Source organism: Streptomyces sp. NPDC050534 (genome assembly GCF_044457745.1).
Classification (GTDB): domain Bacteria; phylum Actinomycetota; class Actinomycetes; order Streptomycetales; family Streptomycetaceae; genus Streptomyces.
The window spans coordinates 310,740-333,969 of record NZ_JBITHF010000005.1; the positions used below are offsets into that span (position 1 = coordinate 310,740).

General features: G+C 70.9%; 23 protein-coding genes. 13 read left to right on the forward strand and 10 right to left on the reverse strand.

The genetic code is table 11. From position 1 onward, the window contains the following. Positions 1–93 precede the first annotated feature (93 nt). Entirely contained in the window at positions 94–720 is a 627-nt protein-coding gene (locus ACIBN2_RS18675) for a TetR/AcrR family transcriptional regulator (protein WP_399135551.1), read from the forward strand. A 48-nt stretch (positions 721–768) separates the two neighbouring features. Here the strand turns inward: ACIBN2_RS18675 and ACIBN2_RS18680 are convergent, their stop codons facing one another. The 5 genes from ACIBN2_RS18680 to ACIBN2_RS18700 all read right to left on the reverse strand — a co-directional run bounded on the left by ACIBN2_RS18680 (position 769) and on the right by ACIBN2_RS18700 (position 7,118). Next, positions 769–1,614, reverse strand: coding sequence for an MOSC domain-containing protein (locus tag ACIBN2_RS18680; RefSeq protein ID WP_399135552.1), 846 nt, complete (start codon positions 1,612–1,614; stop codon positions 769–771). A gap of 34 nt (positions 1,615–1,648) precedes the next feature. Beyond that, the gene (locus ACIBN2_RS18685) at positions 1,649–3,865 is read right to left on the reverse strand and encodes a bifunctional polysaccharide deacetylase/glycosyltransferase family 2 protein (RefSeq protein ID WP_399135553.1); all 2,217 of its coding nucleotides are present in this window, start codon (positions 3,863–3,865) and stop codon (positions 1,649–1,651) included. Positions 3,866–3,879: 14 nt separating this feature from the next. After that, positions 3,880–4,716, reverse strand: coding sequence for a hypothetical protein (locus tag ACIBN2_RS18690; RefSeq protein WP_399135554.1), 837 nt, complete (start codon positions 4,714–4,716; stop codon positions 3,880–3,882). 525 nt (positions 4,717–5,241) lie between these two features. Next, a complete protein-coding gene (locus ACIBN2_RS18695; protein WP_399135555.1) occupies positions 5,242–6,462 on the reverse strand; it encodes a peptidase S8 in 1,221 nt (406 codons plus the stop codon). A 311-nt stretch (positions 6,463–6,773) separates the two neighbouring features. Next, complete coding sequence (locus ACIBN2_RS18700) at positions 6,774–7,118, reverse strand: hypothetical protein (RefSeq protein ID WP_399135556.1); 345 nt, start codon at positions 7,116–7,118, stop codon at positions 6,774–6,776. Positions 7,119–7,550: 432 nt separating this feature from the next. Between ACIBN2_RS18700 and ACIBN2_RS18705 the strand changes: the two genes are divergently transcribed. The 5 genes from ACIBN2_RS18705 to ACIBN2_RS18725 all read left to right on the forward strand — a co-directional run bounded on the left by ACIBN2_RS18705 (position 7,551) and on the right by ACIBN2_RS18725 (position 13,062). Continuing rightward, positions 7,551–8,975 carry an amidase gene (locus tag ACIBN2_RS18705; RefSeq protein WP_399135557.1) on the forward strand — a complete coding sequence of 475 codons (1,425 nt, stop codon included), beginning with the start codon at positions 7,551–7,553 and terminating at the stop codon, positions 8,973–8,975. A gap of 58 nt (positions 8,976–9,033) precedes the next feature. Further along, complete coding sequence (locus ACIBN2_RS18710) at positions 9,034–9,252, forward strand: hypothetical protein (RefSeq protein WP_399135558.1); 219 nt, start codon at positions 9,034–9,036, stop codon at positions 9,250–9,252. A 323-nt stretch (positions 9,253–9,575) separates the two neighbouring features. Beyond that, positions 9,576–10,874, forward strand: a complete 1,299-nt coding sequence (locus ACIBN2_RS18715; protein ID WP_399135559.1) for an MFS transporter — start codon at positions 9,576–9,578, stop codon at positions 10,872–10,874. A gap of 143 nt (positions 10,875–11,017) precedes the next feature. Continuing rightward, positions 11,018–12,505 carry a flotillin family protein gene (locus tag ACIBN2_RS18720; protein WP_399135560.1) on the forward strand — a complete coding sequence of 496 codons (1,488 nt, stop codon included), beginning with the start codon at positions 11,018–11,020 and terminating at the stop codon, positions 12,503–12,505. A 110-nt stretch (positions 12,506–12,615) separates the two neighbouring features. Further along, positions 12,616–13,062, forward strand: a complete 447-nt coding sequence (locus tag ACIBN2_RS18725; RefSeq protein ID WP_399135561.1) for a type II toxin-antitoxin system PemK/MazF family toxin — start codon at positions 12,616–12,618, stop codon at positions 13,060–13,062. Positions 13,063–13,089: 27 nt separating this feature from the next. Here ACIBN2_RS18725 and ACIBN2_RS18730 read toward each other — a convergent pair whose 3' ends face one another. The 4 genes from ACIBN2_RS18730 to ACIBN2_RS18745 all read right to left on the reverse strand — a co-directional run bounded on the left by ACIBN2_RS18730 (position 13,090) and on the right by ACIBN2_RS18745 (position 15,253). Further along, positions 13,090–13,377 carry a hypothetical protein gene (locus ACIBN2_RS18730; protein WP_399135562.1) on the reverse strand — a complete coding sequence of 96 codons (288 nt, stop codon included), beginning with the start codon at positions 13,375–13,377 and terminating at the stop codon, positions 13,090–13,092. 66 nt (positions 13,378–13,443) lie between these two features. Then, positions 13,444–14,031, reverse strand: coding sequence for a chloramphenicol phosphotransferase CPT family protein (locus tag ACIBN2_RS18735; protein WP_399135563.1), 588 nt, complete (start codon positions 14,029–14,031; stop codon positions 13,444–13,446). A gap of 68 nt (positions 14,032–14,099) precedes the next feature. Further along, positions 14,100–14,531, reverse strand: coding sequence for a hypothetical protein (locus ACIBN2_RS18740; protein WP_399135564.1), 432 nt, complete (start codon positions 14,529–14,531; stop codon positions 14,100–14,102). A 41-nt stretch (positions 14,532–14,572) separates the two neighbouring features. Continuing rightward, positions 14,573–15,253, reverse strand: coding sequence for a helix-turn-helix transcriptional regulator (locus ACIBN2_RS18745; protein ID WP_399135565.1), 681 nt, complete (start codon positions 15,251–15,253; stop codon positions 14,573–14,575). A 104-nt stretch (positions 15,254–15,357) separates the two neighbouring features. Here ACIBN2_RS18745 and ACIBN2_RS18750 point away from each other — a divergent pair, with 104 nt between their 5' ends. Further along, a complete protein-coding gene (locus ACIBN2_RS18750) occupies positions 15,358–15,804 on the forward strand; it encodes a hypothetical protein (protein ID WP_399135566.1) in 447 nt (148 codons plus the stop codon). Positions 15,805–15,953: 149 nt separating this feature from the next. Here the strand turns inward: ACIBN2_RS18750 and ACIBN2_RS18755 are convergent, their stop codons facing one another. Continuing rightward, the gene (locus ACIBN2_RS18755; RefSeq protein WP_399135567.1) at positions 15,954–16,778 is read right to left on the reverse strand and encodes a TIGR02452 family protein; all 825 of its coding nucleotides are present in this window, start codon (positions 16,776–16,778) and stop codon (positions 15,954–15,956) included. Positions 16,779–17,066: 288 nt separating this feature from the next. Between ACIBN2_RS18755 and egtA the strand changes: the two genes are divergently transcribed. The 6 genes from egtA to ACIBN2_RS18785 all read left to right on the forward strand — a co-directional run bounded on the left by egtA (position 17,067) and on the right by ACIBN2_RS18785 (position 23,132). Then, positions 17,067–18,383 (forward strand): ergothioneine biosynthesis glutamate--cysteine ligase EgtA, encoded by a 1,317-nt coding sequence (gene egtA, locus ACIBN2_RS18760; protein WP_399135568.1) that lies wholly within the window; start codon positions 17,067–17,069, stop codon positions 18,381–18,383. Then, positions 18,380–19,729, forward strand: coding sequence for an ergothioneine biosynthesis protein EgtB (gene egtB, locus ACIBN2_RS18765; RefSeq protein ID WP_399135569.1), 1,350 nt, complete (start codon positions 18,380–18,382; stop codon positions 19,727–19,729). The genes egtA and egtB overlap by 4 nt, the downstream gene beginning before the upstream one ends. Continuing rightward, positions 19,729–20,520, forward strand: a complete 792-nt coding sequence (gene egtC, locus ACIBN2_RS18770; RefSeq protein WP_399135570.1) for an ergothioneine biosynthesis protein EgtC — start codon at positions 19,729–19,731, stop codon at positions 20,518–20,520. Before egtB ends, egtC begins: the two co-directional genes overlap by 1 nt. Continuing rightward, on the forward strand, positions 20,517–21,479 hold the full coding sequence (egtD, locus tag ACIBN2_RS18775; protein WP_399135571.1) for an L-histidine N(alpha)-methyltransferase: 963 nt from the start codon (positions 20,517–20,519) through the stop codon (positions 21,477–21,479). The genes egtC and egtD overlap by 4 nt, the downstream gene beginning before the upstream one ends. 268 nt (positions 21,480–21,747) lie before the next feature. Further along, positions 21,748–22,437, forward strand: a complete 690-nt coding sequence (locus ACIBN2_RS18780; RefSeq protein ID WP_399135572.1) for a glycoside hydrolase family 11 protein — start codon at positions 21,748–21,750, stop codon at positions 22,435–22,437. Continuing rightward, complete coding sequence (locus tag ACIBN2_RS18785; protein ID WP_399135573.1) at positions 22,434–23,132, forward strand: polysaccharide deacetylase family protein; 699 nt, start codon at positions 22,434–22,436, stop codon at positions 23,130–23,132. Before ACIBN2_RS18780 ends, ACIBN2_RS18785 begins: the two co-directional genes overlap by 4 nt. Positions 23,133–23,230: the final 98 nt, after the last annotated feature.

Genomic DNA, 23,230 nt, shown 5'->3' on the forward strand with positions numbered 1-23,230 from the left:
GGACACACCGATCCCGTTAATGGGTCTAGAGTTCCGTTAGCGATATGACCTAAGGTAGCAGTCGTGGTCGACTAACGGAACAGGAGTCCCGTTATGGAGTTTGAGGATGCCGACCCCGGGACCCTCCGCCCGGGAGGGCGTACGGCGCGGGTGCGGGCGGCGGTGCTGCGGGCGGCCGGAGATGCCATGGCCGAGCGCGGTTTCGCCCACTTGGACCTCGCCGACATCGCCCGCCGCGCCGAGGTGGGCAAGACGACCGTCTACCGCCGCTGGGGATCGGTGACCGGCCTCGTGGCCGACCTGCTGACGGACATGGCCGAGCAGTCACTTCCCCGTACCGAGACCGGCGAGTTGCTCGGTGACCTCAAGGCGAACGCCGGACTCGTGCAGCGGACGCTGGCCGACCCCCGGCAGGGGGCGCTGTTCAAAGCGGTGATCGCGGCCGCCACTTGTGACGCCAAGACCGCGGAGGCTCTGCACCGCTTCTACGAAGTCCGCGTCGAGGAATGGGCGCCCTGCGTGCAACAGGCCGTCAACCGGGGCGAGTTGCCCGAGGGAACCGATACGCACCAGGTGATCCGCGCCGTTTCCGCCCCCCTCTACTACCACCTGCTGACCACCGGCGCCCCGCTCAGCGAAGCCGCGGCGGATCAGGCCGCCGAGGCAGCCGCGGCTGCGGCTCGCGCCGGAGCGTATCTTCGGGCCACGGCACGCCCGTAGCCGCAGGAGTGATCGTCCACCTGACAAGCCACCGGCTCCGCCACCTGCTCACGCGGCTTCCCGCACCGTGATCGGATCGCCCACGCGGACGGTCCCGGTCTCCAGCACCTCCAAGTACACGCCGAGGCACGAGAGTCGGCCCAGGTCGAAGACCGGGATGCGGTGTTCGCGGGCGACCGCGCGCATGATGCCGGGATCCGGCGGGAGTTCGTCGTGGCCGAGGGTGGGTATCACGCAGCGCGGCGTGGGCACCACGACCCGGAACAGCGCCTCGCCCACTCTCAACCGCGAACCCGGCCAGGCGTCCTCCGGAAACCCCGGTGCCCCCTCCGTGTCCACGACCAGGTTCGGCCGGAAGCGACGCACGTCGAAGTCGCCGGCGGGGTACACCGTTCGCATCCGGTCCAGGGACGCCGTGGTGACCAGGTGGACCCGGCCGAAGTCGAAGAACGTCCCGGGGGCGACGCCGCCCGTCGTGATGCTTTCCCCCGTGGCGTCGACGGACGCCGACTTTCGTACGGCCTCCGGGACACCGCCCGCGTACTCCGGCACCGCGCGCTCCAGCCTGCTGCGCTCCGGTACGTCGGCCGAGACGAACACCGGCCGGCCCAGCAGCTTGGACAACCGCTCGTCCAGGTCGGGATCCCCCACCCCCAGGGCCGCACCGTCCGGCAGCACGACCCGGACGCTGCCGGAATCGTCCAGGCGGCCCCGGCAGCGCAGCAAGTCCCCCCATTTGCGCGGGTGTTTGGCACTGCCCACCGCGCCCGTCCCGTCGAGCACGGCGTACGTCCGGTCCCCGGCGAGTCCGCGTTCGGTGACCGTCGCGGCCGCCACGGCCTCCCCCAGCATCGACTTCACCGGATACCGGTACAGCGCTGTCACAGTTCCCATGGATCAATCATGGCGCTGCGGCTACGTCCTGCTCTCAGTACCACTGCGGTGTCTCATGGCGTGCGGACTGTGGTGGAGCGTCGTGGGGTGACGGCACCTGCGGCCCGGAACCTGCCGGGGCCCGCAGGGTGCCGTAGCGCTCCATGCGCTGCCAGCCCAGGCCTGATCCCGACACGGCGGTGAACACGGACTGGATCACCACGAGGTACATCAACTGCCGGTAGACGAACTGCTGCAGTGGCAGGCTCCACAGCGGGCCCGGGCGTTCTCCGTCCAGGCGGAACGCGTACAGGCCCATCAGGAACTGCAGCAGCAGGAAGGCGAACCACAGCCCGAGGATCCGGACCGGGTCGAGGAAGAACAGCCCGTACAGGGCGAAGATGTCCACGACGGGTGCGAGCAGGGGCAGCAGCACCTGGAACAGCAGCAGATAGATCAGGCCCCTGCGGCCCAGTTTCCCCGCGGCACCGCGCTGCATCAGCGCGCCACGGTGCTTCCACATCGCCTGCAGGGTGCCGTAGCACCAGCGATACCGCTGCCGCCACAGGGCGTTCAGGGATGCGGGTGCCTCCGTCCACGCCTTCGCGCCCTCCTCGTAGACCACCCGCCAGCCGTTGCGGCACAGCCCCATGGTGAGGTCGGTGTCCTCGGCGAGGGTGACGTCGCTGACGCCGCCCAGGTCCAGCAGCGCCCGGCGGCGGAACGCCCCCACCGCCCCGGGTACGGTCGGCATGCATTCGGCGAGGTCGAACAGGCGGCGGTCCAGGTTGAACCCGACCACGTACTCGATGTGCTGCCAACGCCCCAGCAGGCCACCGCGGTTGACGACCTTGGCGTTTCCCGAGACGGCGCCCACGCGGGGGTCGGCGAAGGGCTGCACGATCGTGCGCACGGTGTCCGGCTGGAAGACCGTGTCACCGTCGACCATGACCACCAGGTCGTAGGTGGCGACGGCGAGCCCGGTGTTGAGCGCGGCGGGCTTGCCCGCGTTCTCCTGGCGGATCACCCGTACCGGCAGGCGGAGCGAGTCGACCAGGTCGGCGGTGCCGTCGGTCGAACCGTCGTCGACCACGATGATCTCGACCGGATGGTCCGAGGCGAGCAGGGAGCGCACGGCCGCCTCGATCCCGGCACTCTCGTTGTACGCGGGGACGATGACGCTGACCGGCTCGGTCACCGGAGTTCCCCAGGCCCGGCCGCGTCGGCTCGTCCGCAGGCGCCGGTGCCGCCGGGCGGCGATCAGCACGACGACGGCACGCAGCACGCTGATCGCTCCGGCCGCGTACATCAGCAGGCCGAGCAGCCGGACGATCCGGTCGCCGCCCTGCAGAGCCTTGATGAGGGCCAGTCCCTGGAGGTGATCGCCGAGGCCGGCGGGCCGGACGGGTGCGGTCATGCCGACGGCGTCGGAGACCGTCGCGAACTTGTAGCCCCGTGCCTTGAGGCGCGGCACCAGGGAAGTCAGTGCGGCGACGGTCTGGGAGCGGTCGCCGCCGGCGTCGTGCATCAGCACGATCTGCCCGCCGGCACCGTGAGGTGTGGCGCGGGCGAGGATGCGCTCCACGCCGGGACGCTGCCAGTCCTCGGCGTCCCTGGTGGTGAGCACCGTGACATAGCCCGCCGCGCCGGCCTGCTCGAGGACGGACCAGTCGGCGTCGTCCAGCGCATCGTTCTTCGAGGAGTACGGCGGTCTGAGCAGTGCCGTGGTGACGCCCGCGGCGCCGGCCACCGACAGCTGCGTTTCGCGCAGTTCCAGCGAACGCTGCCACGGAGCCAGGTGGGCCAGGTCGGGGTGGGTGAAGGTGTGGATGCCGATCTGGTGACCCTCGGCGACGATGCGGTGGACCAGCTCAGGGTGGGCGACGACCTGGCTCCCCACGACGAAGAAGGTCGCGTGCACGTGGTTGCGGCGCAGCACGTCCAGGATGCGTGGCGTCCAGGTGGGGTCCGGGCCGTCGTCGAAGGTCAGCGCGATGGTGCGGGCCTTCACGCGAGCGGTGTGGGGAGAGCCGGCGGCGCCCGCGATCACGGGGCCGCCGTGGGTCACCTGGCTGGGCACCAGGTCGTTCCTGCCCTTGGCGCCGGTCACGTCGTCCGAGGTGATGCCGAACATGTGGTGGGTGTAGCCCTGAAGCAGCAGGACCGCGGACAGGGTCACCGCAAGCACGCTCAGCAGCAGCCAATGGGTGCGCGAGGTGATCTGGCGGGTGCGTCTGCGGCTACGGGGAGCGTTGCGGTGGCGGTTGGTCACGTACGGGCCTTGGATCACTTCACGGGCTTGTGGGACGAGCCGAGCGCGCGTCCCTTGGAGCTGGGGTCGGGGGCGACGCTCGGGGACGCGACGGCGGTGGGTGCGGTCGCGGGAGCGGAGGTGGCCGCCGAGGTGGTGGAGGCCGTCGGCCGGGCGGTGGAAACGGAGGTCGCCGACGCCGCCGTGGGACGAGAGTTGTCCTGCACCGCGGTGGGGCTCGGCTTCGCTGCCACACGGCCGGAACCGGGAGCGGAGTCCGGTGCGGACGCGTGAGGCGTGGGCGGGTGCGTGGAGTCCGGTTGCGGGACGAACGGCGCGTTGAGGCTGGGGCCGCCGAGCACCGTGCTGATCAGCAGGGCGACGTAGCCGCCCGCGGGGATCACCAGCAGCCGGGCGGCACGCAGCACGCGGCGCTGGCGCCGTCCCGAGGAGTCGACGAAGACGGGCCGTACAGGCTCACTCTGCGGAGTGTCCGTGCCCGTGTCCGGCGCGGAGGGGCCGTACGGGTCGAGTTCCGACGGCGGCACGGTGAGGACGTCGCCGTGCGGAGCGCCCCACGCCGTCGTCGCGGGGGGCGGCTCGGCGGCGTAGAGATGGGTGCCGGTGCCGTAAGGGTAGCTGCTGGTGGCGTACGGATAGCTGCCGGTGACGTAAGGAGCCGTCTCCGCCGCACGACCGTCGCCCATCGGGTACGTCCACGGGGCGGCTTGCATCGGGTACGGGTCCCAGGCGACCGTCGCCGTGTCGGCGGTGGCGGCGCCACTGTGCGCGTCGGCGTAGGGATATGCGTGGCCGACGCCGTCGTACGGATCCCCGCCGTACGTCACGCCGCTTTCGTCCGTCCACTGCACGAGTTGTGCTCCTTGTCCCGGCCGGCCGACACAGCCGTCCCGACTGGAAAGAGCGCACTCGGCCGGAAGTGTTACACCTCGCCCGGCGAATCGGAGCAGATCGGCCGAATGGGACAGGCGGGTCGGATGAGTGTGGGGCGGCCCGCCCTCTTGCGTGGGAGGAAGCAGGCCACCCCGGTCCCTCTCCATGCCGCTCCCAGGGGGGCGTCAGAAGCACCACGGGGAGTGGTCTGGGAGGTGCGCTGTGCCGAGCCGTCCGACAGCCATGAACGGTTCGGCCCGTCACCGACACTCACCCAGCGCACGGCCCGCGCGAAGTGTCACCCGGCCGGAACGATGCCGGCCCGGCGGCCTGGAGCGCAGCGGGATCTCGCCCGCTCCCCCGGCCGACGGGACTGCGCGCACAAGGCCGGAGCCGGCGACTTCGCCGACTCCGGCCCGGTGCCGAAGGATCAGAGCTGCCGCAAGGAGACTCCGGTCCTCCGCACGGTCCACAAGACCAACCGGCCTATTTCACAGGGCAGTTCATCCGGTGAAGGCGGCGGTGCCGTTCGGGACGCCGAGCCCGGACGGGCCGTCGTACCCGGTGGTGCCGGTGCAGAGGTAGGAACCGCCGCAGCTGCCGTTGGAGCCGCTGGTGACGTCGTACAGCGCCGAGGTGTGCGCGTACGGGAACGACGCCGGGTAGGAGCCGGCGGACGGGGCGCCACCCAGCGCGTAGGTCGCCGCGATCAGCGGGGACGAGGCGCTGGTGCCGCCGAAGACCATCCAGCCGGTGGCCGAGCGGTAGCTGTCGTAGACCGCGACACCGGTGTTCGGGTCGGCGACCGCCGACACGTCCGCCACCGTGCGGTTGGCGCAGCCGGTGTCCTTCTGCCAGCTGGGCTTGGCGTCGTACGCGGAGCAGCCGGAGCCCGCTCCGCTCCAGACCGTGTCGGCCCAACCTCGGGTGGTGGAGGCGGTCTTCAGGGACGTGCCGCCCACCGCCGTCACGTACTTGGACGCCGCCGGGTACTCCACGCCGTAGCCGTTGTCGCCGGAGGAGACGGTGATGGCCACGCCCGGGTGGTTGAAGTAGCTGGAGTCGTAGGTGGCGTCGCTGGAGGACTCGGAGCCGCCGTAGCTGTTGGAGACGAACTTCGCGCCCAGCCGCACGGCGGTGTTCACGGCCGTGCCGAGGTTGGTCATGGTGGCCGAACTGGCCTCCACGAGCATGATCTTGCAGTTCGGGCAGGCCGCGCTGACCATGTCGAGGTCGAGGGAGATCTCCTCGGCCCAGCCGGAGTCTCCGCGCGGGTAGCTGGTGCCGCCGTTCTGGTCCACCTTCTTGAAGCAGCCGTTGGCCGTGGTGCAGGCGGACAGGCCGTACTGGGAACGGTAGACGGCGAGGTCGGACTCCGCGTTGGGGTCGTCGTAGGCGTCGACGATCGCCACCGTCTGGCCCGAACCCCCGCTCGCGGACGGCAGGTTGTACGCCGCCTGGAGCGAGGCGGGACCGTAGCCGGAGGGAGCGGCGGCCGCGGTCAGGTCGCTCTCGGCGTGCGCGGACTTCGGGGTGCCCGCGGTGACCTGCAGGGCGTTGCAGGCCATCTCACCCTTCTTCGTCGGGGCGGCGCACGCGTGGGCGACGGTGACGCCGCGGGAGGGGGAGGCGGTGGCCTGGGCCGCCTGACCGACGGGGGCGGCCAGAGCGAGGGCGGCTGTGGCGAGCGTGGCCACAGCGGTGAGGGAAACGGTTCTGCGCAACGTACGTCCTCCGCATGGTGGATGAACCGGGAAGGGCTGTGGGGGGTGCGCGGTACGACCTCGGCGCGGGGTGTGCGCCGTGGCCGCGCAGACCGTACGAATGTCGGGGTCACGTCAACAAGATGGGAAGTTGAAGCGAGAACGTTCCTTTGCCGTTCATGGGACGATCATGTTCCGTCCTTGAACGGAACATGATCAAAAATGAGCCCGATCATGGCTTGACCGCCGGCGCAGTCGGTGGTCAGGCCAAGGCCGCCCCCTCGGGGGCGACGAGTAGAACCGCGTGCCGAGAGGGCTGATCAGCAGGTGGTTCAGCGCGATATCGCGAGCATCACGGTGACGCACGTCGTGATCAGCGCGGCGGTGATCACGACCATGCCGATCAGGGTTCCGCGGAGCCACCGGCCCAGGCGGACGCGGTGCTGCGCCTCCATCTCGTCGATGCGAGCGGCGATGTGATCGGTCACCATACGAGCGACGTAGGCCTGCTCTTCGAGATACCACCGCTCGATGTCCGTCTTCTGCCCGCGGGTCAGCCCCTCGGTCCGGGCGGTGAACTCGTCCACGCGCCGGTGTGCCGCGTTGAGATGGGCCTTCTGGTAGAGGAAGTTCTCGATGTCGTTCAGGCCGCGTGCGGCCTCCTTGCCGGCGTCCATGGTGCACCTCCACAGAGGGTTGCGGGCGCGCGGGAGGTTGCCCTCACCGGCGGGACTCGGGCTGCACGTGTGCGAAGGTCGGACCGGCGGTCGTCTCGTCTCCGTCAGGCGTCCGCGGCAGGCGCCGCACCTGCCCCTTGAGCGCGTACATCGCGCCCATCGCCGCCCCGAACATGGCTGGACTGCCATTGAACGCCTGCTCGAACCGGTGGAGCAATGCGCAGTACGTCCGTTTGAACTCTTCATGACCGGTTCGGTATCGCCGGAGGGGCATTTCGAGTGCTTCCGCGCAGGACGGGACGAGCGACAGCTTCGGCCAAGACAGGACTGCCCCACGACACCGACCACGCACTCGGCCACACCCGTTCCCCCCTCCGCCCCGCGGAGGTTACTGTTCGGTAGAGAACACGCCGCGCTACCGGAGGTGACCGCATGACGCCCGACCGTGCCGCAGGTCTTGTGGAATCCGCCCGTGCGCTGGCCGACGGGGAGGTGAGCTCCCGGGCGCTGGTCGAGCAGGCGCTGGCGCGTATCGAGGCGAGCAGGCCCGGCGTCAACGCCTTCCGGATCGTGCGGGCCGAGGCCGCCCTCGCCGAGGCGGACGCCGCCGACGAGGAACTCGCCGCGGGCGTGCGGAAACCGCTGCTCGGGGTACCGGTCGCTGTCAAGGACGACATGGACGTGGCCGGTGAGCCGACCGCGTTCGGCTGTGACGGGGAGTTCCCGCCGGTCGCCGAAGACGGCGAGGCCGTACGGCGGTTGCGGGCGGCCGGGGCCGTGATCGTCGGCAAGACCAACACCTGCGAGTTCGGGCAGTGGCCGTTCACCGAGGGGCCCGCGTTCGGCGCGACCCGCAACCCCTGGAACCACGAGCACACGCCCGGCGGCTCGTCCGGCGGGTCGGCGGCCGCCGTCGCCGCCGGGCTCGTGCCCGCCGCCCTCGGCTCGGACGGCGCCGGCTCGGTCCGCATCCCCGCCTCCTGGACCCACCTCATCGGCATCAAGCCGCAGCGCGGCCGCATCTCCACCTGGCCGCGCGGCGAGTCCTTCCAGGGCATCACGGTCAACGGCACCCTCGCCCGTACGGTCGCGGACGCGGCCCTGCTGCTCGACGCGGCGAGCGGCAACCACGAGCGTGATCCACACCGGCCGCCGCGCATCGACGCGTTCGAGGCGGTCGGGCGGGACCCCGGGCGGCTGCGTATCGCGCTCGCGCTCAAGCCGCCGTTCACCGCGATGCCTGCGCACCTCCAGCCGGAGGTACGGGCACGGGTCGTCCAACTCGCCGACAAGGTGGCCCGGTTGGGGCACGTCGTGGAGGAGGCCGACCCTCCCTACGGGCAGATCGGGCTCACCTTCATCCCCCGCGCCACCGCCGGTATCGCCGAGCGCGTGGCCGAGGCGCCCTTCCCCGCACTGCTCGACCGGCGCACCCGCGACGCCGCCCGCCTCGGCCGGCTGCTCGGCGGGGCGCCGCTCAGGGCGGCACGGCGCGCGGAGGCGGTACTGCACCGTCGTATCGGCGGCTTCTTCGAGTCGTACGACGTCGTCCTCGCGCCGACAACGGCCGCTCCTCCGCCGCGCATCGGCTCGATGCTGGCACTGAGCGGTTTCGCCACCGACCGCGCGATGATCGCCGCCTGCCCGTACGCCTGGCCGTGGAACGTGCTGGGCTGGCCCGGCGTCAATGTGCCCGCCGGTTTCGTGAGCGGCGGGCTGCCCGTCGGGGCGCAGCTGCTCGGGCCGGCGGGCAGCGAGCCGCTGCTCATCTCGCTCGCCGCGCAACTGGAGGCGGAGCTGCGCTGGCACGAGGCGTGGCCGCCGGAGCTGGCCGTCACGGATGCCCCGGCGGGCTGAGCAGGGCCGCGGCCGAATCCCCGGCGGGACAGGCCCGTTCCGCCCGTACCCTGTGACCATGGACGATGCGTCGATGGTCGGGCTCATGGGGCGGGTCACCGGAACGGTCGGGCCCGGGCTCGTCGGCGAGGTGATCGTCCGGGTGCGGGGAGGTGCCGAGCACTTCCTCGCCTATGCGGCCACCGGAACGGCCCGGATGGAGCGGGGCACGGTGGTCATGGTCGTGGAGTACCTGCCGCCGAGGACGGTCTACGTCACCGAGGCGTACGACAGTTGAGCCCTGATCGCCTTTCGTGCCCCACCGGGCGGGAGTTAGTGTTCGCGCAGCCCCAATGACTCCAGCGGTGTACGAGGAGCGAAGACATGGTCGGTCGCCAGAGCACGCGTTGACGTGTGAGGCCGTGCGCGGCCCGTCATCGCGTGCTGCCCTTGAAGCGCGGCACAGCGAGCCTTCCCTTCCCGCTGCCTGAACAGGCCGGTGCACTTGTCGTGCGCCGACCCGCGGGTCTTTTCTTCGGTCCTCCGAGGGGTCCTGTGCCGTCCTCTTCGTCTTCCTCTCCCTCCTCTTCGTCTTCCTCGTCTTCCTCGTCTTCTTCCGCCGTGCCGGATTCCGGTCTGCCTCTGTCGTCGGGCCTGTGGCGGGACGGCGACTTCCGCCGGCTCTGGGTGGGCCAGACGGTCTCCCAACTGGGCGAGCACACAAGCCTGGTGGCTCTGCCGCTCTTCGCCGTACTGACGCTTCATGCCGGTGCCGGCCGGCTGGGCGCCCTGCGCGCGGTGGGGCAGGCGCCGATCCTGCTGCTGTCGCTCTTCGTCGGCGCGTGGGTGGACAGATGGCGTACCCGCACGATGATGGTGCTGGCGGACGCCGGCCGGGCACTGGCATTGGGCGCCGCCGCCGTGGCCGGCCTCCTCGGTGCGCTCGGTCTGCCTGGGCTGCTTGTGGTCGCCTTCACCGTCGGCGCTCTGTCCGTGTTCTTCGACGTGGCCTATCAGGCGTCGCTGGTGCGGCTGGTGAGGCGTGACCAGTTGGTACGGGGCAACAGCGCGCTCGAGGGCAGCCGGTCCGCCGCGCAGATCGGCGGTCCCGCCCTCGGCGGTGCGCTGGTGTCCGTGCTGTCGGCGGCGATCGCCACCGTATTCAGCGCGGTGTTCTTCGCGTTGTCCTTCCTGTCGATACGGCGGATCGATCGCCGCGAAGCCGTCCCGGGAGGCTCGCCACGTCCTCCGCGGGTCTGGCGGCAGATCCATGCGGGCCTCCGCTTCGTCGCCGGCGACACCTCGCTGCGGACCGTGTGCCTCGCATCAGCCGCGTTCCAGTTCTCCTTCGCTGCCGTGATGACCGCCTATCTGCTGTTCCTGCCAAGGGACTTGCACCTGTCGGGTACCGCAGTCGGGCTGGCCCTCGCGGCGACGGGGCCGGGCGCGCTCCTGGGTTCACTGCTCGCCGCCCGCCTGCCCGGCCGGCTCGGGTACGGCGTCGTGCTCGTGTCGGCGGCGGCACTCGGCGACGGCGTGTTCCTGGCCGTGCCCGCACTGCACGGCTCCCCCGCGGTGACGGTTCCCACGCTCCTCGCGGTCAACTTCGTCTTCGGGACCTTCGGCCAGCTGGTGAACGTCACGGTCATGGCCGTCCGCCAGACCGTCACTCCGGACGGGATGCAAGGCCGCGCCGCCGCGACGATCAACTTCGTCGGCATGGGGCTGACCCCGCTCGGCTCGCTGCTCGGCGGTCTCCTCGCCGAAGCATGGGGGACGCGCACCAGCCTCCTGGTCACAGCAGCGGGCATGCTGCTGTCCCCGGCGCTGATGGCCCTGTCCCCACTCGCACGCCTGGGACGCACGCTTCCCACCCCGCCGCAGACTCCGCTCCCGCCTGCGGGGCGGGACCACACCTGAGCTCAACTTCGCCCAGGTGAGAGCCTGTTAACGGGTGGCGCGTCAAGAACGCGACAAGGATTCGTCAGCGTCTTCACCGGGGGTCGGCGCAGGAGCACACTCCCTTCGTTCGGTGCCGAAAGGGCACCATGCAAAGGGGGCGTATGCCGATGGTTGTCGGCGTCGTTGCGGGGGTGGCGGTTGTCGCCATCGCCGCGCTGATCGGTCTGTTCAAGCTGATGTGGCGTGTCGCGGAACCCAACGAGGCACTGGTCATCTCCGGCTCCAAGCACAAGACGGAGGGGCTCGGGGAGGGTATGGGCTTCCGCATCGTCACCGGGCGCGGCACGTTGGTGCTGCCCGGTGTGCAGGCGGTGCGCAAGCTCTCGCTCGATCTGAACGAGACCGAACTGCATGTGGACTGCGTGACGCAGCAGGGCATTCCGCTCAAGGTGCGTGGCGTGGTCATCTTCAAGGTGGGCGACGACTTCGTGTCGATCGCCAACGCGGCCCGCCGGTTCCTCGACCAGCAGAAGCTGATGTCGGAGCGGGTGCACAACGTCTTCGCCGGTCATCTGCGCTCCATCGTGGGCGGGTTGACCGTGGAGGACATGATCCGCGACCGCGAGAAGCTCACCGGGCAGACCCGGGCGGCGTGCGGCACGGAGATGGAGAAGCTGGGCCTGATCGTCGACTCGCTGCAGATCCACGAGATCGAGGACCCGACCGGCTACATCCGCAACCTGGCCCTGCCGCACGCCTCGGCGGTTCAGCGGGACGCGCGGATCGCGCAGGCGGAGTCGAACCGGCTCGCCACGGAGGCCGAGCAGCAGGCGCTGGCTCGGATGGCGGAGGCCACCCGGGACAGCGAGATCCTTCAGGCCGGCTACCAGGCCGAACGGGACAAGGCCGCCGCACAGGCGCGGCAGGCGGGCCCGCTCGCCGACGCCGCGGCCCGGCAGGAGGTCGTCGTCCAGGAGACCCGGGTCGCCGAACTCGAGGCGCAACGGCGCGAGCAGCAACTCCAGGCCGACGTCCGCAAGCCGGCGGACGCCCAGGCCTACGAGAAGCGCACGCTGGCCGAGGCCGAGCGTGACGCGCGCATCTCCGCCGCCCAGGCCAAGGCCAAGGAGACGGAGCTCGCGGCGGCGGCCGAGGCGACCCGGGTCAAGACGGCCGCGGGCGCCGAGGCCGAGGCGACCAAGTCCCGTGGTACCGCCACCGCGGCCGCCACGCGGGCGACCGGTGAGGCCGAGGCGGCGGCCGCGCAGGCCAAGGGCCTGGCGGACGCCGAGGCCACCAAGGCCAAGGGGCTGGCCGAGGCGGAGGCCATCAAGGCGCGGGCCACGGCCCTCGCCGAGAACCAGGAGGCCGTGGTCGCCCAGCAACTCGCCGAGAACTGGCCGGAGATCGTCAAGGCCGGCGCGTCCGCCTTCGGCAGCGTCGACAACATGGTGGTGCTCAACGGCGCCGACGGCATGGCCGACATGCTCGCCAAGGCGCTCACCATGGGCGGCACCGGCCTCGGCCTCGCCCGTCAGCTCCTGGCCTCGATGAACCAGAACGGGCAGGCGGCCAAGGAGACTTCGCCGTCCCTGAACGGGGTCACGGCTCCGCCGCCGCAGCGGGTACCGGTGGAGAAGGAGGGGTAGGCAGGCGAGTCCCGCGCAGCATGTCCGGGGGTCCTCGGTTCCTTAGAGGGCCCCCGGCCTGTGCACGGGTGCCGTAAGAGGAGGACACCCGCTCCGTCTAAGGTGCCCCCGTGACCGCGTTTACCGATGAGAACGTCCCCGGCCGCCACGGCCGCTCCGCCACCACCGAGGCCGACCCGCGCCAGGTCGGCAAGGTGCGTACCGAGTACGCCCCCGCGCACGACGGCGACCCCGATCCCGGCGAAATCGTGTGGACCTGGGTGCCCTTCGAGGAGAACGACGGCCGCGGCAAGGACCGCCCCGTACTCGTCGTCGCCCGCGAGGCCACCGGCACCCTGCTCGCCGTCCAGCTCTCCAGCAAGCGCCACGACGGCGACCGTGAGTGGGTGGCCATCGGCAGCGGCCCCTGGGACCGCACCGGCCGCGACTCCTGGGTCGCCGTCGACCGCGTCCTGCGCCTCCACGAGGACGGCATGCGCCGCGAGGCCTGCGCCCTGGACCGCGGCCGCTTCAACCTGGTGCGGCAGCGGCTGGCGGAACGGTACGGCTGGAGCTGAGACCGGCGAAGTCGAACGGCCGGCGCTCTAACGCGCCCAGTCGAACGGCATCGGCGCGCCCTGCGGGATCACCCACGGTCGGGGGTAGCGGGCCTGACACCCGGTGCAGCGTGCGACGAACGGGCCGACCTCGGGGTTCGTGAGGACGCTGTAGTGGCTGGAGGGCTGGGCCGGGAGCATGTGACCGTTCGCGGTCGTCTCCAGGCCGGGCCACTCCGGCGAGCATTGGCAGGCGCGCTCCACGGCGAACGACTCGCCGTCGGGACTCTCGGCCGTGCTCGTGAAGAGCTTGGCGAAGGTCTGGCGTATCGACACGTTGACGGCCTCTCCTTGACTGTCCTTGACTGCACCCGGCTGTCGGGCCCTTGACGGTAACCGAGGTCAGGACAGCGCTACGGCCTCTTGGCCAGGGGTCGCCGGCTCCGGGCGCAGCGTCCTCCGGAGCCGCTCGAACGCCGTCGGAGTCGGCCGCTCCGGCAAGAAGGCACTGATCTGCCGGGCACAGTCGGCGGCACTGGCCGTGGTGGTGTTGCACTCCAGGTCATACAGGCCGTGAGCGTGGACACGCTCGAACTGCATGGCTGCCAGGCCCGCCGGGCGATCGCCCCGTGCCTGCTCGCGGCGCTCGAGTTCCTCCAGCGAGCACCGCACGCCGACGAGGACGACATGCCTCGCATTGAAGAGTCCCACGCAGTCCGGCAGACGCCAGTCCTCGCTCAGCACATGGTCGACGACCACGTTGTTGCCGGCCTCGGCCATCCCGGCGACTGCCCGATGGAAGCCCATCCACGTGCGCCGCAGCAGGTCGGGCAACTCTTCCGGGCCGACCTCCCGACGCGTCCGCATCGCGTGGAAGGCGTCGACCGGCATGTGGAAGTACGGCTCGTTCAGGATCTGCAGCAGTTCCTTCGCGATGCTGGACTTGCCTGAACTGGACGTCCCGTTCAGGAAGATGATCAGGCCCGGCATTGGGTCTCCTTCGTCGCCGCTACCACCACCGCCGCCGCCCACCTCGGCGGAATCCGATCATTCTGCCGTCAGCCGATGGTCAACAGGCCCACGCCCAGCGCGATCAGCGCCGCGACCTTCGCCGACTCCAGGCCGACGTAGTAGAAGTGCTCGTGCGAGCGCGGTAGATCCTCGCCCGCCAGGATGCGGTCCGACCTGCGGTTCAGCCGCGGGCGTACCACGAGCAGTTGCGCGAGGAGCAAAACCACCGCGGCGACGACCGGTGCCACGACCGCGGTCGACGCGTCACCGACGGCGACGGCGACGACGATCGCGACGGCGAGCCCGGCCTCGACGAGGTTCAGCGCCCGGAAGACGAGCCGCCCGATTCCCAGCCCGAGAGGGATGGTCACACCTGGGGCGCGGAACTTCAGCGGCGCCTCGAGGAACGAGATCGCCAGCACCATGCCGAGCCAGACGAAAGTCATCGCGACCGCCGCCGCGGCCCACGTGGGGTACATCAAACGTGCCTTCCTGCCATCTGCCATCTGCCTTCTGCCTTCTACTGCGGTACGGGCGCCAAGTGGGCCAGGCACACGTCGGGTTCGGCGAACGGTTCGAGATCCGCCACCGTCAGCGGGGCGCGCATTTCTGCCAACGCCCCCTGCATCAGCGCCAGATGGAGTGGACACACCAACTGACCGTGCTCCTCGGCGAGTTCGAGGAAGGGACAGTGCCGCAGCCGGATCGACGACGGCTCTTCACCCTCCCCACCGGCGCTCGTAGAAGCGGCCGGGTCGAAGCCGAGGTCGTCCAGCAGGACTACGAGCCGGGCGACCGACTCCTCGGCGGTGGGCCGCCCGGACGGCGGCGGAGACGGATCGACCGAAGAACGGCCCCATGCCTCCCCCGCCTCCACGACCGTGGACCGCGCGTCGGGCCCCTTGGTCGCCAGCCGGCCGAACAGCATCTGCGCAAGCAGCTGGTAGCGGCGGGTTCCGCCCCGGTCCATGCCCGGCCGCGGCGCGTACACCGTTCGCGGGCGTCCCGGCCCGGAGGGCTCCAGCACCTCGGGCTCTACGAGTCCTTCCTCGACCAGCGCCTCCAGGTGGAACCGCACGGTGTTGGGATGGACGCCAAGACGCTCGGCCGCCTCCGCGACGGAGAGCGGAGCCGACGCCGCGCGCAGTATGTCGAGGACCTCGCGGCGACGCAGGCTGATGCGCGCGCTCGCACCCTTCATGCCGGCACACCCCCTCTTCCACCTGCTGATATTTTCTCCAAGCAGTACCTGTAATAATTCTACGGCAAGCTGTGTGACAGGCGATGAGGAGGAAGGGGCCGCCGATGACCAGCGCCGGGACACGGGGCGACGAAGCGGACGAAGGGCCTGACGAGCCGACCGCGCGCGTCCTCTGCGACACCGCCGCCCTGGCCGCCGCAGCACCGACCGAGGCCACCGTGGCGTGGAAACTCACCGAGAGCGGACGCCAACTCGACGCCAATGTGGTCCGGTTGACTCCCGGCCGCCATGTCGCCCCGCATGCGGAACCGGACCTGGACGTGCTGCTGCTCGTCGTCTCGGGCGACGGCACCCTCGGCACCCCCGGCACCCCCGGCACCCCCGGCACCCCCGGCACCCCGGAAGCAGACGAACAGCAGCCCCTCACCCCCGGCGCACTGGTCTGGCTCCCCCACGGATCCAGCCGCAGCATCACCGCGGGCGACGACGGCCTCGCCTACCTGACCGTCCACCGCCGCCGACCCGGCATGCAGATCGGTCGCCCGCGCTGACAGAACGTACGGACAAGACACACTGACAAAACGCACTGTCAAAAGTCATCGCGCCGGTCAGGAACTCATTGCCCGATCCATCCGTCTACCTGGGCGAGGCCCCCGCCGCATCCCCCGTCTGCGGGGGCCTCACCACCCCGCCGGCCCGTCTACGGCTGAAGCTGCCGCTCCGGAAAAGCCCGTACGAACGCCCCGCGCACGGTGTTCCCCGCCGTACGGTCCAGAATTCCGAACGCCACATGCTCGAAGGCGCCGGCAAAACGGCCACCGGGCCCGAGCAGCGCCCGGAAGGCACCCGCCACCTGCGCCGGATCGTTCTGGAACACCCCGCAACCCCACGCACCCAGCACCAGCCGGCGATAGCCATGGGCCGCGGCCGTCTCCAGCACCCGCTCGGCACGCACGGCCAGGGCCTGCGGGAGCTCGCCGGCCCGCTCCGGTGCCGTACGCCTGATCACGCCCGCGTTCGGGGCCGCCGCGGTCAGAAACCCCGCGGTGTACGGCTCGTCCAGCAGGCCGCCGCGGTCGTCGCGGAAGACGGGCACCGCCGGTGAGTGGATGACGCGGTCGGTGTAGAACGGGTCGCGGTGGGTGCGGTGATGGTCGTAGAACTCCCGCACCTCGACCAGGCACGCGTAGAGCGCGGAGGCGCGGCACAGGGCCTCCTCCTGCGCCTGGGCGCCGTTGAGGTAACCGCCGCCGGGATTGCGGGCCGAGGCGAAGTTCAGCACGGCGACCTCGCCGCCGAGCCGGCGCGCGGCCTGCAGGCTGCTCTCGCCTGTGACCTCGAAGAACGTGTCGGCGACGGCCCCCGATGACCACGCCACCGGACCGGGCCCGTACATCCGCGTCCCCGCCCGCGCCGCCTCGACGGACGCCGCGATCGGCACCTCGCGCCCGCCGGAGGTGCGATAGGCCCCCGCCGCGACGATCTGCTCCGTCTGCTGCGCGATGCCTCGCAGGCGCGCGCTCATGGCGCCACCCCCGTGAGCGCCATGCCCGCGCGCCGTGCGATTTCCCCCGTCGTGCTCATGGACCGATCCTGGGCGATGCTGGACATGCCGTGCAACAGAATTTCCGGGTCCGAGAACGGCCGGGAAAGCCCTGGCGAACGCACGGAGTGAGGAGATTACCGAGTCGGAACGCGCCGATACGCACCCTTGTGCGATACGGCACGAGGGTCTTGGGTGGGACGAGTGCTGCCGTCCGGGCACCTGACGGCCCGGGTCGGCGGCACGTTCGAATCTCAGGAGGTTCCTGGCATGTCCGATACGCCGAGTCCGGCTCCGGCGCCCGACTGTACGGAGCCCCGCACCGCCCTCACCCCACCCGAGGTGGAGGCACTGGTCCGGGGCATCTGTTTCAAGACCGGCCCGCCCCGCACCATCGGGGTGGAAGTGGAATGGCTCGTCCACGAGCTGCGCACACCGCAGCTCCCCGTCACAACTGAACGACTCGAAGCGGCCTACGCCGCAGTGCGGAACGTGCCTCTGAGGTCGGCGCTCACCATTGAGCCCGGCGGTCAGCTGGAGCTCAGCTCGCCGCCCGCCACCTCCCTGATGGAGTGCATCCGCACCGTCTCCGCCGACCTCGACGCCGTGCGCTCGGTCCTCGCGGGGCACGGTCTCGGCCTTGTCGGCATCGGCCACGATCCATGGCACGCACCGCGCCGGTTCCTGCACGAACCGCGCTACGACGCCCTGGAGACCTGCCTCGACCGGACCGGCTCCGCCGGCCGCCGCATGATGTGCACCTCGGCCTCCGTCCAGGTCAGTCTGGACGCCGGCTACGAGGAGCCCGGCCCGCTCGGCCACGGGCGGCGCTGGTGGCTGGCGCACCAGCTGGGAGCGGTCCTGGTGGCCGCCTTCGCCAACTCGCCGCTCGCCGGCCGGCAGCCCACGGGCTGGCGCTCCACCCGGCAGCTGCTGTGGCTGGAGATCGGCCCCGGCCGGGCGGGCGCGCCCCCGCTGGACGGCGACCCGCGCCGGGCATGGGCCCGGCACGTCCTGGACGCGCCGGTGATGTGCGTCCGCAAGGACGACGGACCCTGGGACGTTCCGGAGGGGCTGACCTTCCGGCAGTGGGCCGCGTCCGGGGCACCCAGGCCGCCCACCCGGGAGGATCTCGACTACCACATCACGACCCTGTTCCCGCCGGTCAGACCGCGCGGGTTCCTCGAGATGCGCATGGTCGACGCGCAGCCGGGCGAGGACGGGTGGATCGTCCCGCTCGCCGTGACGGCGGCGCTCTTCGACGATCCGGAGGCCGCCGAGACGGCGTACCGCACCGTGAAGCCCCTGGCGGAGCGGGCTCTCGCGCTGCCGGCGCCGCACAACCCCCTGTGGATCGACGCCGCCCGCCACGGCCTGGCCGACCCCGAACTGCACGAAGCGGCCATCACCTGCTTCGCCGCGGCGGTCGAGGCCCTGCCCAGGATCGGCGCCACCACCGAGGTCACGGACGCCGTGGCGGCGTACCTCGACCGCTATGTCATCCAAGGCCGCAGCCCGGCCGACGATCTGCTGGACCGGGTGCGCGGCACGGACCGGCGCCCGCACGGGAAGGACATCCACCCATGACCGACCCCGCCATCGACGAGGCCTCCACCGAGGACTCCTTCATCGACGCGGAGACGCTCCGCGAGCGGGCACTGACCACGCTCGTCACCGCCCGTGACCGCACCACGCTCCTGACCAGCTGCGTCGAGGAGCCCGATCTCACCGCCCAGCACTCGCCGCTGATGTCGCCGCTGGTGTGGGACCTGGCGCACATCGGCAACCAGGAGGAGCTGTGGTTGCTGCGGGCGGTCGCGGGACGCGAGGCGATGCGGCCCGAGATCGACGGCCTCTACGACGCCTTCGAGCACCCGCGCTCCGAACGGCCCACGCTGCCGCTGCTGCCGCCCGCCGAGGCGCGTACGTACGCGGCCGAGGTGCGCGGCCGCGTGATGGACCTCCTGGAGGGCGCCGCCTTCCACGGGACGCGACTGACCGAGGCGGGCTTCGCCTTCGGAATGATCGCGCAGCACGAACAGCAGCACGACGAGACGATGCTGATCACCCATCAGCTCCGCAAGGGCCCGCAGGCCCTGACCGCCCCCGACCCGGACCCCGTCCCGCTGTTCACGGGACCGGCCGAAGTCCTGGTCCCCGGCGGCCCGTTCACCATGGGCACCTCCACCGAGCCGTGGGCACTGGACAACGAACGCCCCGCTCACCGGCGCGAGGTGGCCTCGTTCCACATCGACACCACCCCGGTGACCAACGGCGCCTATCAGGCGTTCATCGAGGACGGCGGCTACGGCAACGAGCGCTGGTGGACGTCCGAGGGCTGGGCGCACATCCGCAAGCACGACATCGACGCGCCGCTGTTCTGGCACCGCGACGGCAGGCAGTGGCTACGGCGCCGCTTCGGCGTCACCGAGGTGGTGCCGGCGGACGAACCGGTGCTGCACGTGTGCTGGTACGAGGCGGACGCCTACGCCCGCTGGGCCGGGCGCAGGCTGCCCACCGAGGCCGAGTGGGAGAAGGCCGCCCGCCACGACCCCGCCTCCGGCCGCTCGATGCGCTACCCGTGGGGTGACGCCGACCCGCGGCCCGAGCACGCCAACCTCGGGCAGCGGCATCTGCGCCCCGCTCCGGCCGGCAGCTACCCGGATGGCGAGTCACCGCTGGGCGTACGGCAGTTGATCGGCGACGTATGGGAGTGGACGTCCAGCGACCTCGCGCCGTACCCGGGCTTCGAGGCCTTCCCGTACAAGGAGTACTCGGAGGTGTTCTTCGGGCCGGACTACAAGGTGCTGCGCGGCGGTTCCTTCGCCGTGGACCAGGTGGCGTGCCGGGGCACCTTCCGCAACTGGGACTACCCGATCCGGCGGCAGATCTTCTCCGGCTTCCGTACGGCCCGTTCCGCGGGAGACGTCTGATGTGCCGTCATATCGCCTACCTGGGACCCGAGGAGCCGCTCGGCAGCGTGCTCGTGCAGCCCGCGCACGCCTTGTACCGGCAGTCATGGGCACCCCGGCACCAGCGCCACGGGACCGTCAACGCCGATGGCTTCGGGGTGGGTTGGTACGCCGAGGGTGACCCGGTGCCGGCCCGTTACCGCCGGGCCGGGCCCATCTGGGCGGACCTGTCCTTCGCCGACCTGGCCCGCGTCGTGCGCTCGGGGGCCGTGCTGGCCGCCGTACGGGACGCGACTCTCTCGGGCGCGGACGCGGAGGCCGCGGCGGCGCCGTATGCAGCGGGTCCCTGGCTGTTCAGCCACAACGGGGCGGTGAAGGGCTGGCCGGGTTCGCTCGCCCCGCTCATCTCCGCCCTGCCCGCCGTCGACGTGCTGTCGCTGGAGGCCCGCAACGACTCGGCACTCGTATGGGCGCTGGTCCTGGCGCGGCTGCGCAACGGCGACGACGAGGGCCAGGCCCTGGCCGACACGGTCCTGGAGGTCGCCGAGGCGGCCCCCGGCTCCCGCCTCAACCTGCTGCTCACCAACGGCGAGACGATCACCGCGACCACCTGGGGCGACACCCTCTGGTACCTGTCCCTGCCCGGCCGCAGCACCGTCGTGGCCTCCGAGCCCTACGACGACGACCCGCACTGGCAGGAGGTCCCCGACCGCACCCTGCTCGCGGCGAGCCGCACCGACGTGCTGCTCACCCCTCTCAAGGAGCCGAGCGACGCCTCGGCCCCCGCACTGCCGAAGGAGCCCCGTACGTGAGCCCGTTCCTTCTCACCCGCACCCTGCCCGAGGACGCCACCGACGCGGCCCTGCGCGCCGACGTCCAACAGGGCCTGACCGGCACACCCAAGACGCTGCCGCCGAAGTGGTTCTACGACGCCCAGGGCAGCGAGCTGTTCGAGCAGATCACCGAGCTGCCCGAGTACTACCCGACGCGCGCGGAGCGGGAGATCCTCATCGCCCGCGCGGGCGAGATCGCCGCCGCGACCGGCGCCCGCACCCTGATCGAGCTCGGCTCGGGCTCCTCCGAGAAGACCAGGCACCTGCTCGACGCGCTCACCGGCCTGGACACCTACGTCCCGGTCGACGTCAGCGAGAGCGCGCTGACGCAGGCGGGCCACGCCTTGGTCGCCGAACGCCCGGGCCTCCGAGTCCACGCCCTGATCGCCGACTTCACCGCGGGCCTGACCCTTCCGGACACGCCCGGGCCCCGGCTGATCGCCTTCCTCGGCGGCACGATCGGCAACCTGCTCCCGGCGGAACGGGCCGCATTCCACACCGCGGTCCGCTCCCTCCTCTCCCCCGGCGACGCGCTGCTCCTCGGCACCGACCTGGTCAAGGACGAGCAGGTCCTGGTCCGGGCGTACGACGACGCGGCCGGCGTGACGGCCGCCTTCAACAAGAACGTCCTGTCCGTCGTCAACCGCGAACTGCGCGCCGACTTCGACCCCGACGCCTTCGACCACGTGGCCCTGTGGGACTCCAGCAACGAGTGGATCGAAATGCGGCTGCGTTCGCGCGCCGCGCAGACGGTGAAGATCCACGCGCTGGACCTCGCGGTCGACTTCGCCGAGGACGAGGAACTGCGCACCGAGATCTCGGCGAAGTTCCGCCGGGAGGGGGTGTGGTCCGAACTGTCCGCGGCGGGGCTGGAGTTGACGCACTGGTGGACGGATGAGGAGGGACGGTTCGCACTGTCGCTGAGCGTGGCGCGGTAAGCCACAACAGCACGGTTGGGGCAGGTGCCGACTTCGGCACCTGCCCGTTCTTATGTACAGGGGAGTCCGGAAACTCTTCGAAACATTCGGGATTCCAACTAGGTACGGATGAGCCCGGGCGACCAGTTTGAGCCATCAATTGACGAACAACTCGCAGTACAAAGAGCTTCGAATGTTTCGAGTTCTCACCGAAACTATTGACGCTTGACGGGGGCAGGCCAAAACTGGCGGACCAAAACCCGGCCTCGAACCCGAGGAGGAATCCCCCATGCACGGCACACCCGCGAACGGCACACCCGCACACCCACTGAGCCGCAGGGCCGCCTGCGGTCTGCTGCTGGGCACCGCCACGGCGCTGGCGCTGCCCGGTACCGCTCGTGCCGCCACCGTCATCACCACGAACCAGACCGGCACCAACAACGGCTTCTACTACTCGTTCTGGACGGACGCGCAGAACACGGTCTCCATGACGCTGGGCAACGGCGGCAACTACAGCGCCAGCTGGAAGAACACCGGCAACTTCGTCTGCGGCAAGGGCTGGAGCACCGGCGCCCGCCGGAACGTCAGCTACTCGGGCAGCTTCAGCCCGTCCGGGAACGGCTACCTGTCGCTGTACGGCTGGACCTCGAACCCGCTCGTCGAGTACTACATCGTCGACAACTGGGGCACCTACCGGCCCACGGGAACGTACAAGGGCACCGTCACCAGCGACGGCGGTACGTACGACATCTACATGACGACGCGGTACAACGCACCGTCCGTCGAAGGCACCAAGACCTTCAACCAGTACTGGAGCGTGCGGCAGTCGAAGCGAACCGGCGGCACCATCACCACCGGCAACCACTTCGACGCCTGGGGCCGTGCCGGGATGCCGCTCGGCAGCTTCAAGTACTACATGATCCTCGCGACCGAGGGCTACCAGAGCAGTGGCAGCTCCAACATCACGGTGTCCGGATGAGCGGCGGGCGACGCGGTTCCGCGTTACGCCGTCCTGTCACGACCGGGCTGGGCGCCGCCGTCGCCCTGGTCGCCGCGGGCACCCTCACCCTCCACGCCGTCCCGGCGCAGGCCGCCACCTGCACCGGCTACGTCGGACTCACCTTCGACGACGGCCCGTCCGGCAACACACCCAACCTGCTCAACGCCCTGCGGCAGAACGGCCTGCGGGCCACGATGTTCAACGAGGGCCAGTACGCCGCCGCCTACCCGGCCCAGGTCAGGGCTCAGGTCGCCGCCGGCATGTGGGTCGGCAACCACAGTTACACCCATCCGCATCTGACCCAACTCCCGCAGGCCCAGATCGACTCGGAGATCTCCCGCACCCAGCAGGCCATCGCGGCTGCGGGCGGCGGCACGCCCAAGCTGTTCCGTCCGCCCTACGGCGAGACCAACGCGACGGTGAAGACGGTCGAGGCCAAGTACGGCCTCAGGGAGATCATTTGGGACGTGGACTCGCAGGACTGGAACGGCGCCGGCACCGACGCGATCGTCGCGGCCGCCGGCCGGCTCACCAACGGGCAGATCATCCTCATGCACGACTGGCCCGCCAACACGGTCGCCGCGATCCCGCGTATCGCGCAGGGACTTGCCGCGCGGAATCTGTGCGCAGGCATGATCTCTCCGCAGACGGGGCGCGCTGTGGCGCCCTCGTGATCCGTACGGCCCGACCGTCTCGCTGACGATCTCCGCAGAACCTTGGCCTCGGCCTCCGGACAGGCGCCTGTCCGGAGGCCGACTCCGTTCGCAGGAAG

Excerpts from the sequence above, each read along its gene's own strand:
- ACIBN2_RS18675 (WP_399135551.1), top strand. The coding sequence starts at position 94 with ATGGAGTTTGAGGATGCCGACCCCGGGACCCTCCGCCCGGGAGGGCGT.
- ACIBN2_RS18680 (WP_399135552.1), bottom strand. The coding sequence starts at position 1,614 with ATGGGAACTGTGACAGCGCTGTACCGGTATCCGGTGAAGTCGATGCTG.
- ACIBN2_RS18700 (WP_399135556.1), bottom strand. The coding sequence starts at position 7,118 with ATGGACGCCGGCAAGGAGGCCGCACGCGGCCTGAACGACATCGAGAAC.
- ACIBN2_RS18705 (WP_399135557.1), top strand. The coding sequence starts at position 7,551 with ATGACGCCCGACCGTGCCGCAGGTCTTGTGGAATCCGCCCGTGCGCTG.
- ACIBN2_RS18710 (WP_399135558.1), top strand. The coding sequence starts at position 9,034 with ATGGACGATGCGTCGATGGTCGGGCTCATGGGGCGGGTCACCGGAACG.
- ACIBN2_RS18720 (WP_399135560.1), top strand. The coding sequence starts at position 11,018 with ATGCCGATGGTTGTCGGCGTCGTTGCGGGGGTGGCGGTTGTCGCCATC.
- ACIBN2_RS18735 (WP_399135563.1), bottom strand. The coding sequence starts at position 14,031 with ATGCCGGGCCTGATCATCTTCCTGAACGGGACGTCCAGTTCAGGCAAG.
- ACIBN2_RS18740 (WP_399135564.1), bottom strand. The coding sequence starts at position 14,531 with ATGTACCCCACGTGGGCCGCGGCGGCGGTCGCGATGACTTTCGTCTGG.
- ACIBN2_RS18745 (WP_399135565.1), bottom strand. The coding sequence starts at position 15,253 with ATGAAGGGTGCGAGCGCGCGCATCAGCCTGCGTCGCCGCGAGGTCCTC.
- ACIBN2_RS18750 (WP_399135566.1), top strand. The coding sequence starts at position 15,358 with ATGACCAGCGCCGGGACACGGGGCGACGAAGCGGACGAAGGGCCTGAC.
- ACIBN2_RS18755 (WP_399135567.1), bottom strand. The coding sequence starts at position 16,778 with ATGAGCGCGCGCCTGCGAGGCATCGCGCAGCAGACGGAGCAGATCGTC.
- egtA (WP_399135568.1), top strand. The coding sequence starts at position 17,067 with ATGTCCGATACGCCGAGTCCGGCTCCGGCGCCCGACTGTACGGAGCCC.
- egtB (WP_399135569.1), top strand. The coding sequence starts at position 18,380 with ATGACCGACCCCGCCATCGACGAGGCCTCCACCGAGGACTCCTTCATC.
- egtC (WP_399135570.1), top strand. The coding sequence starts at position 19,729 with ATGTGCCGTCATATCGCCTACCTGGGACCCGAGGAGCCGCTCGGCAGC.
- ACIBN2_RS18780 (WP_399135572.1), top strand. The coding sequence starts at position 21,748 with ATGCACGGCACACCCGCGAACGGCACACCCGCACACCCACTGAGCCGC.
- ACIBN2_RS18785 (WP_399135573.1), top strand. The coding sequence starts at position 22,434 with ATGAGCGGCGGGCGACGCGGTTCCGCGTTACGCCGTCCTGTCACGACC.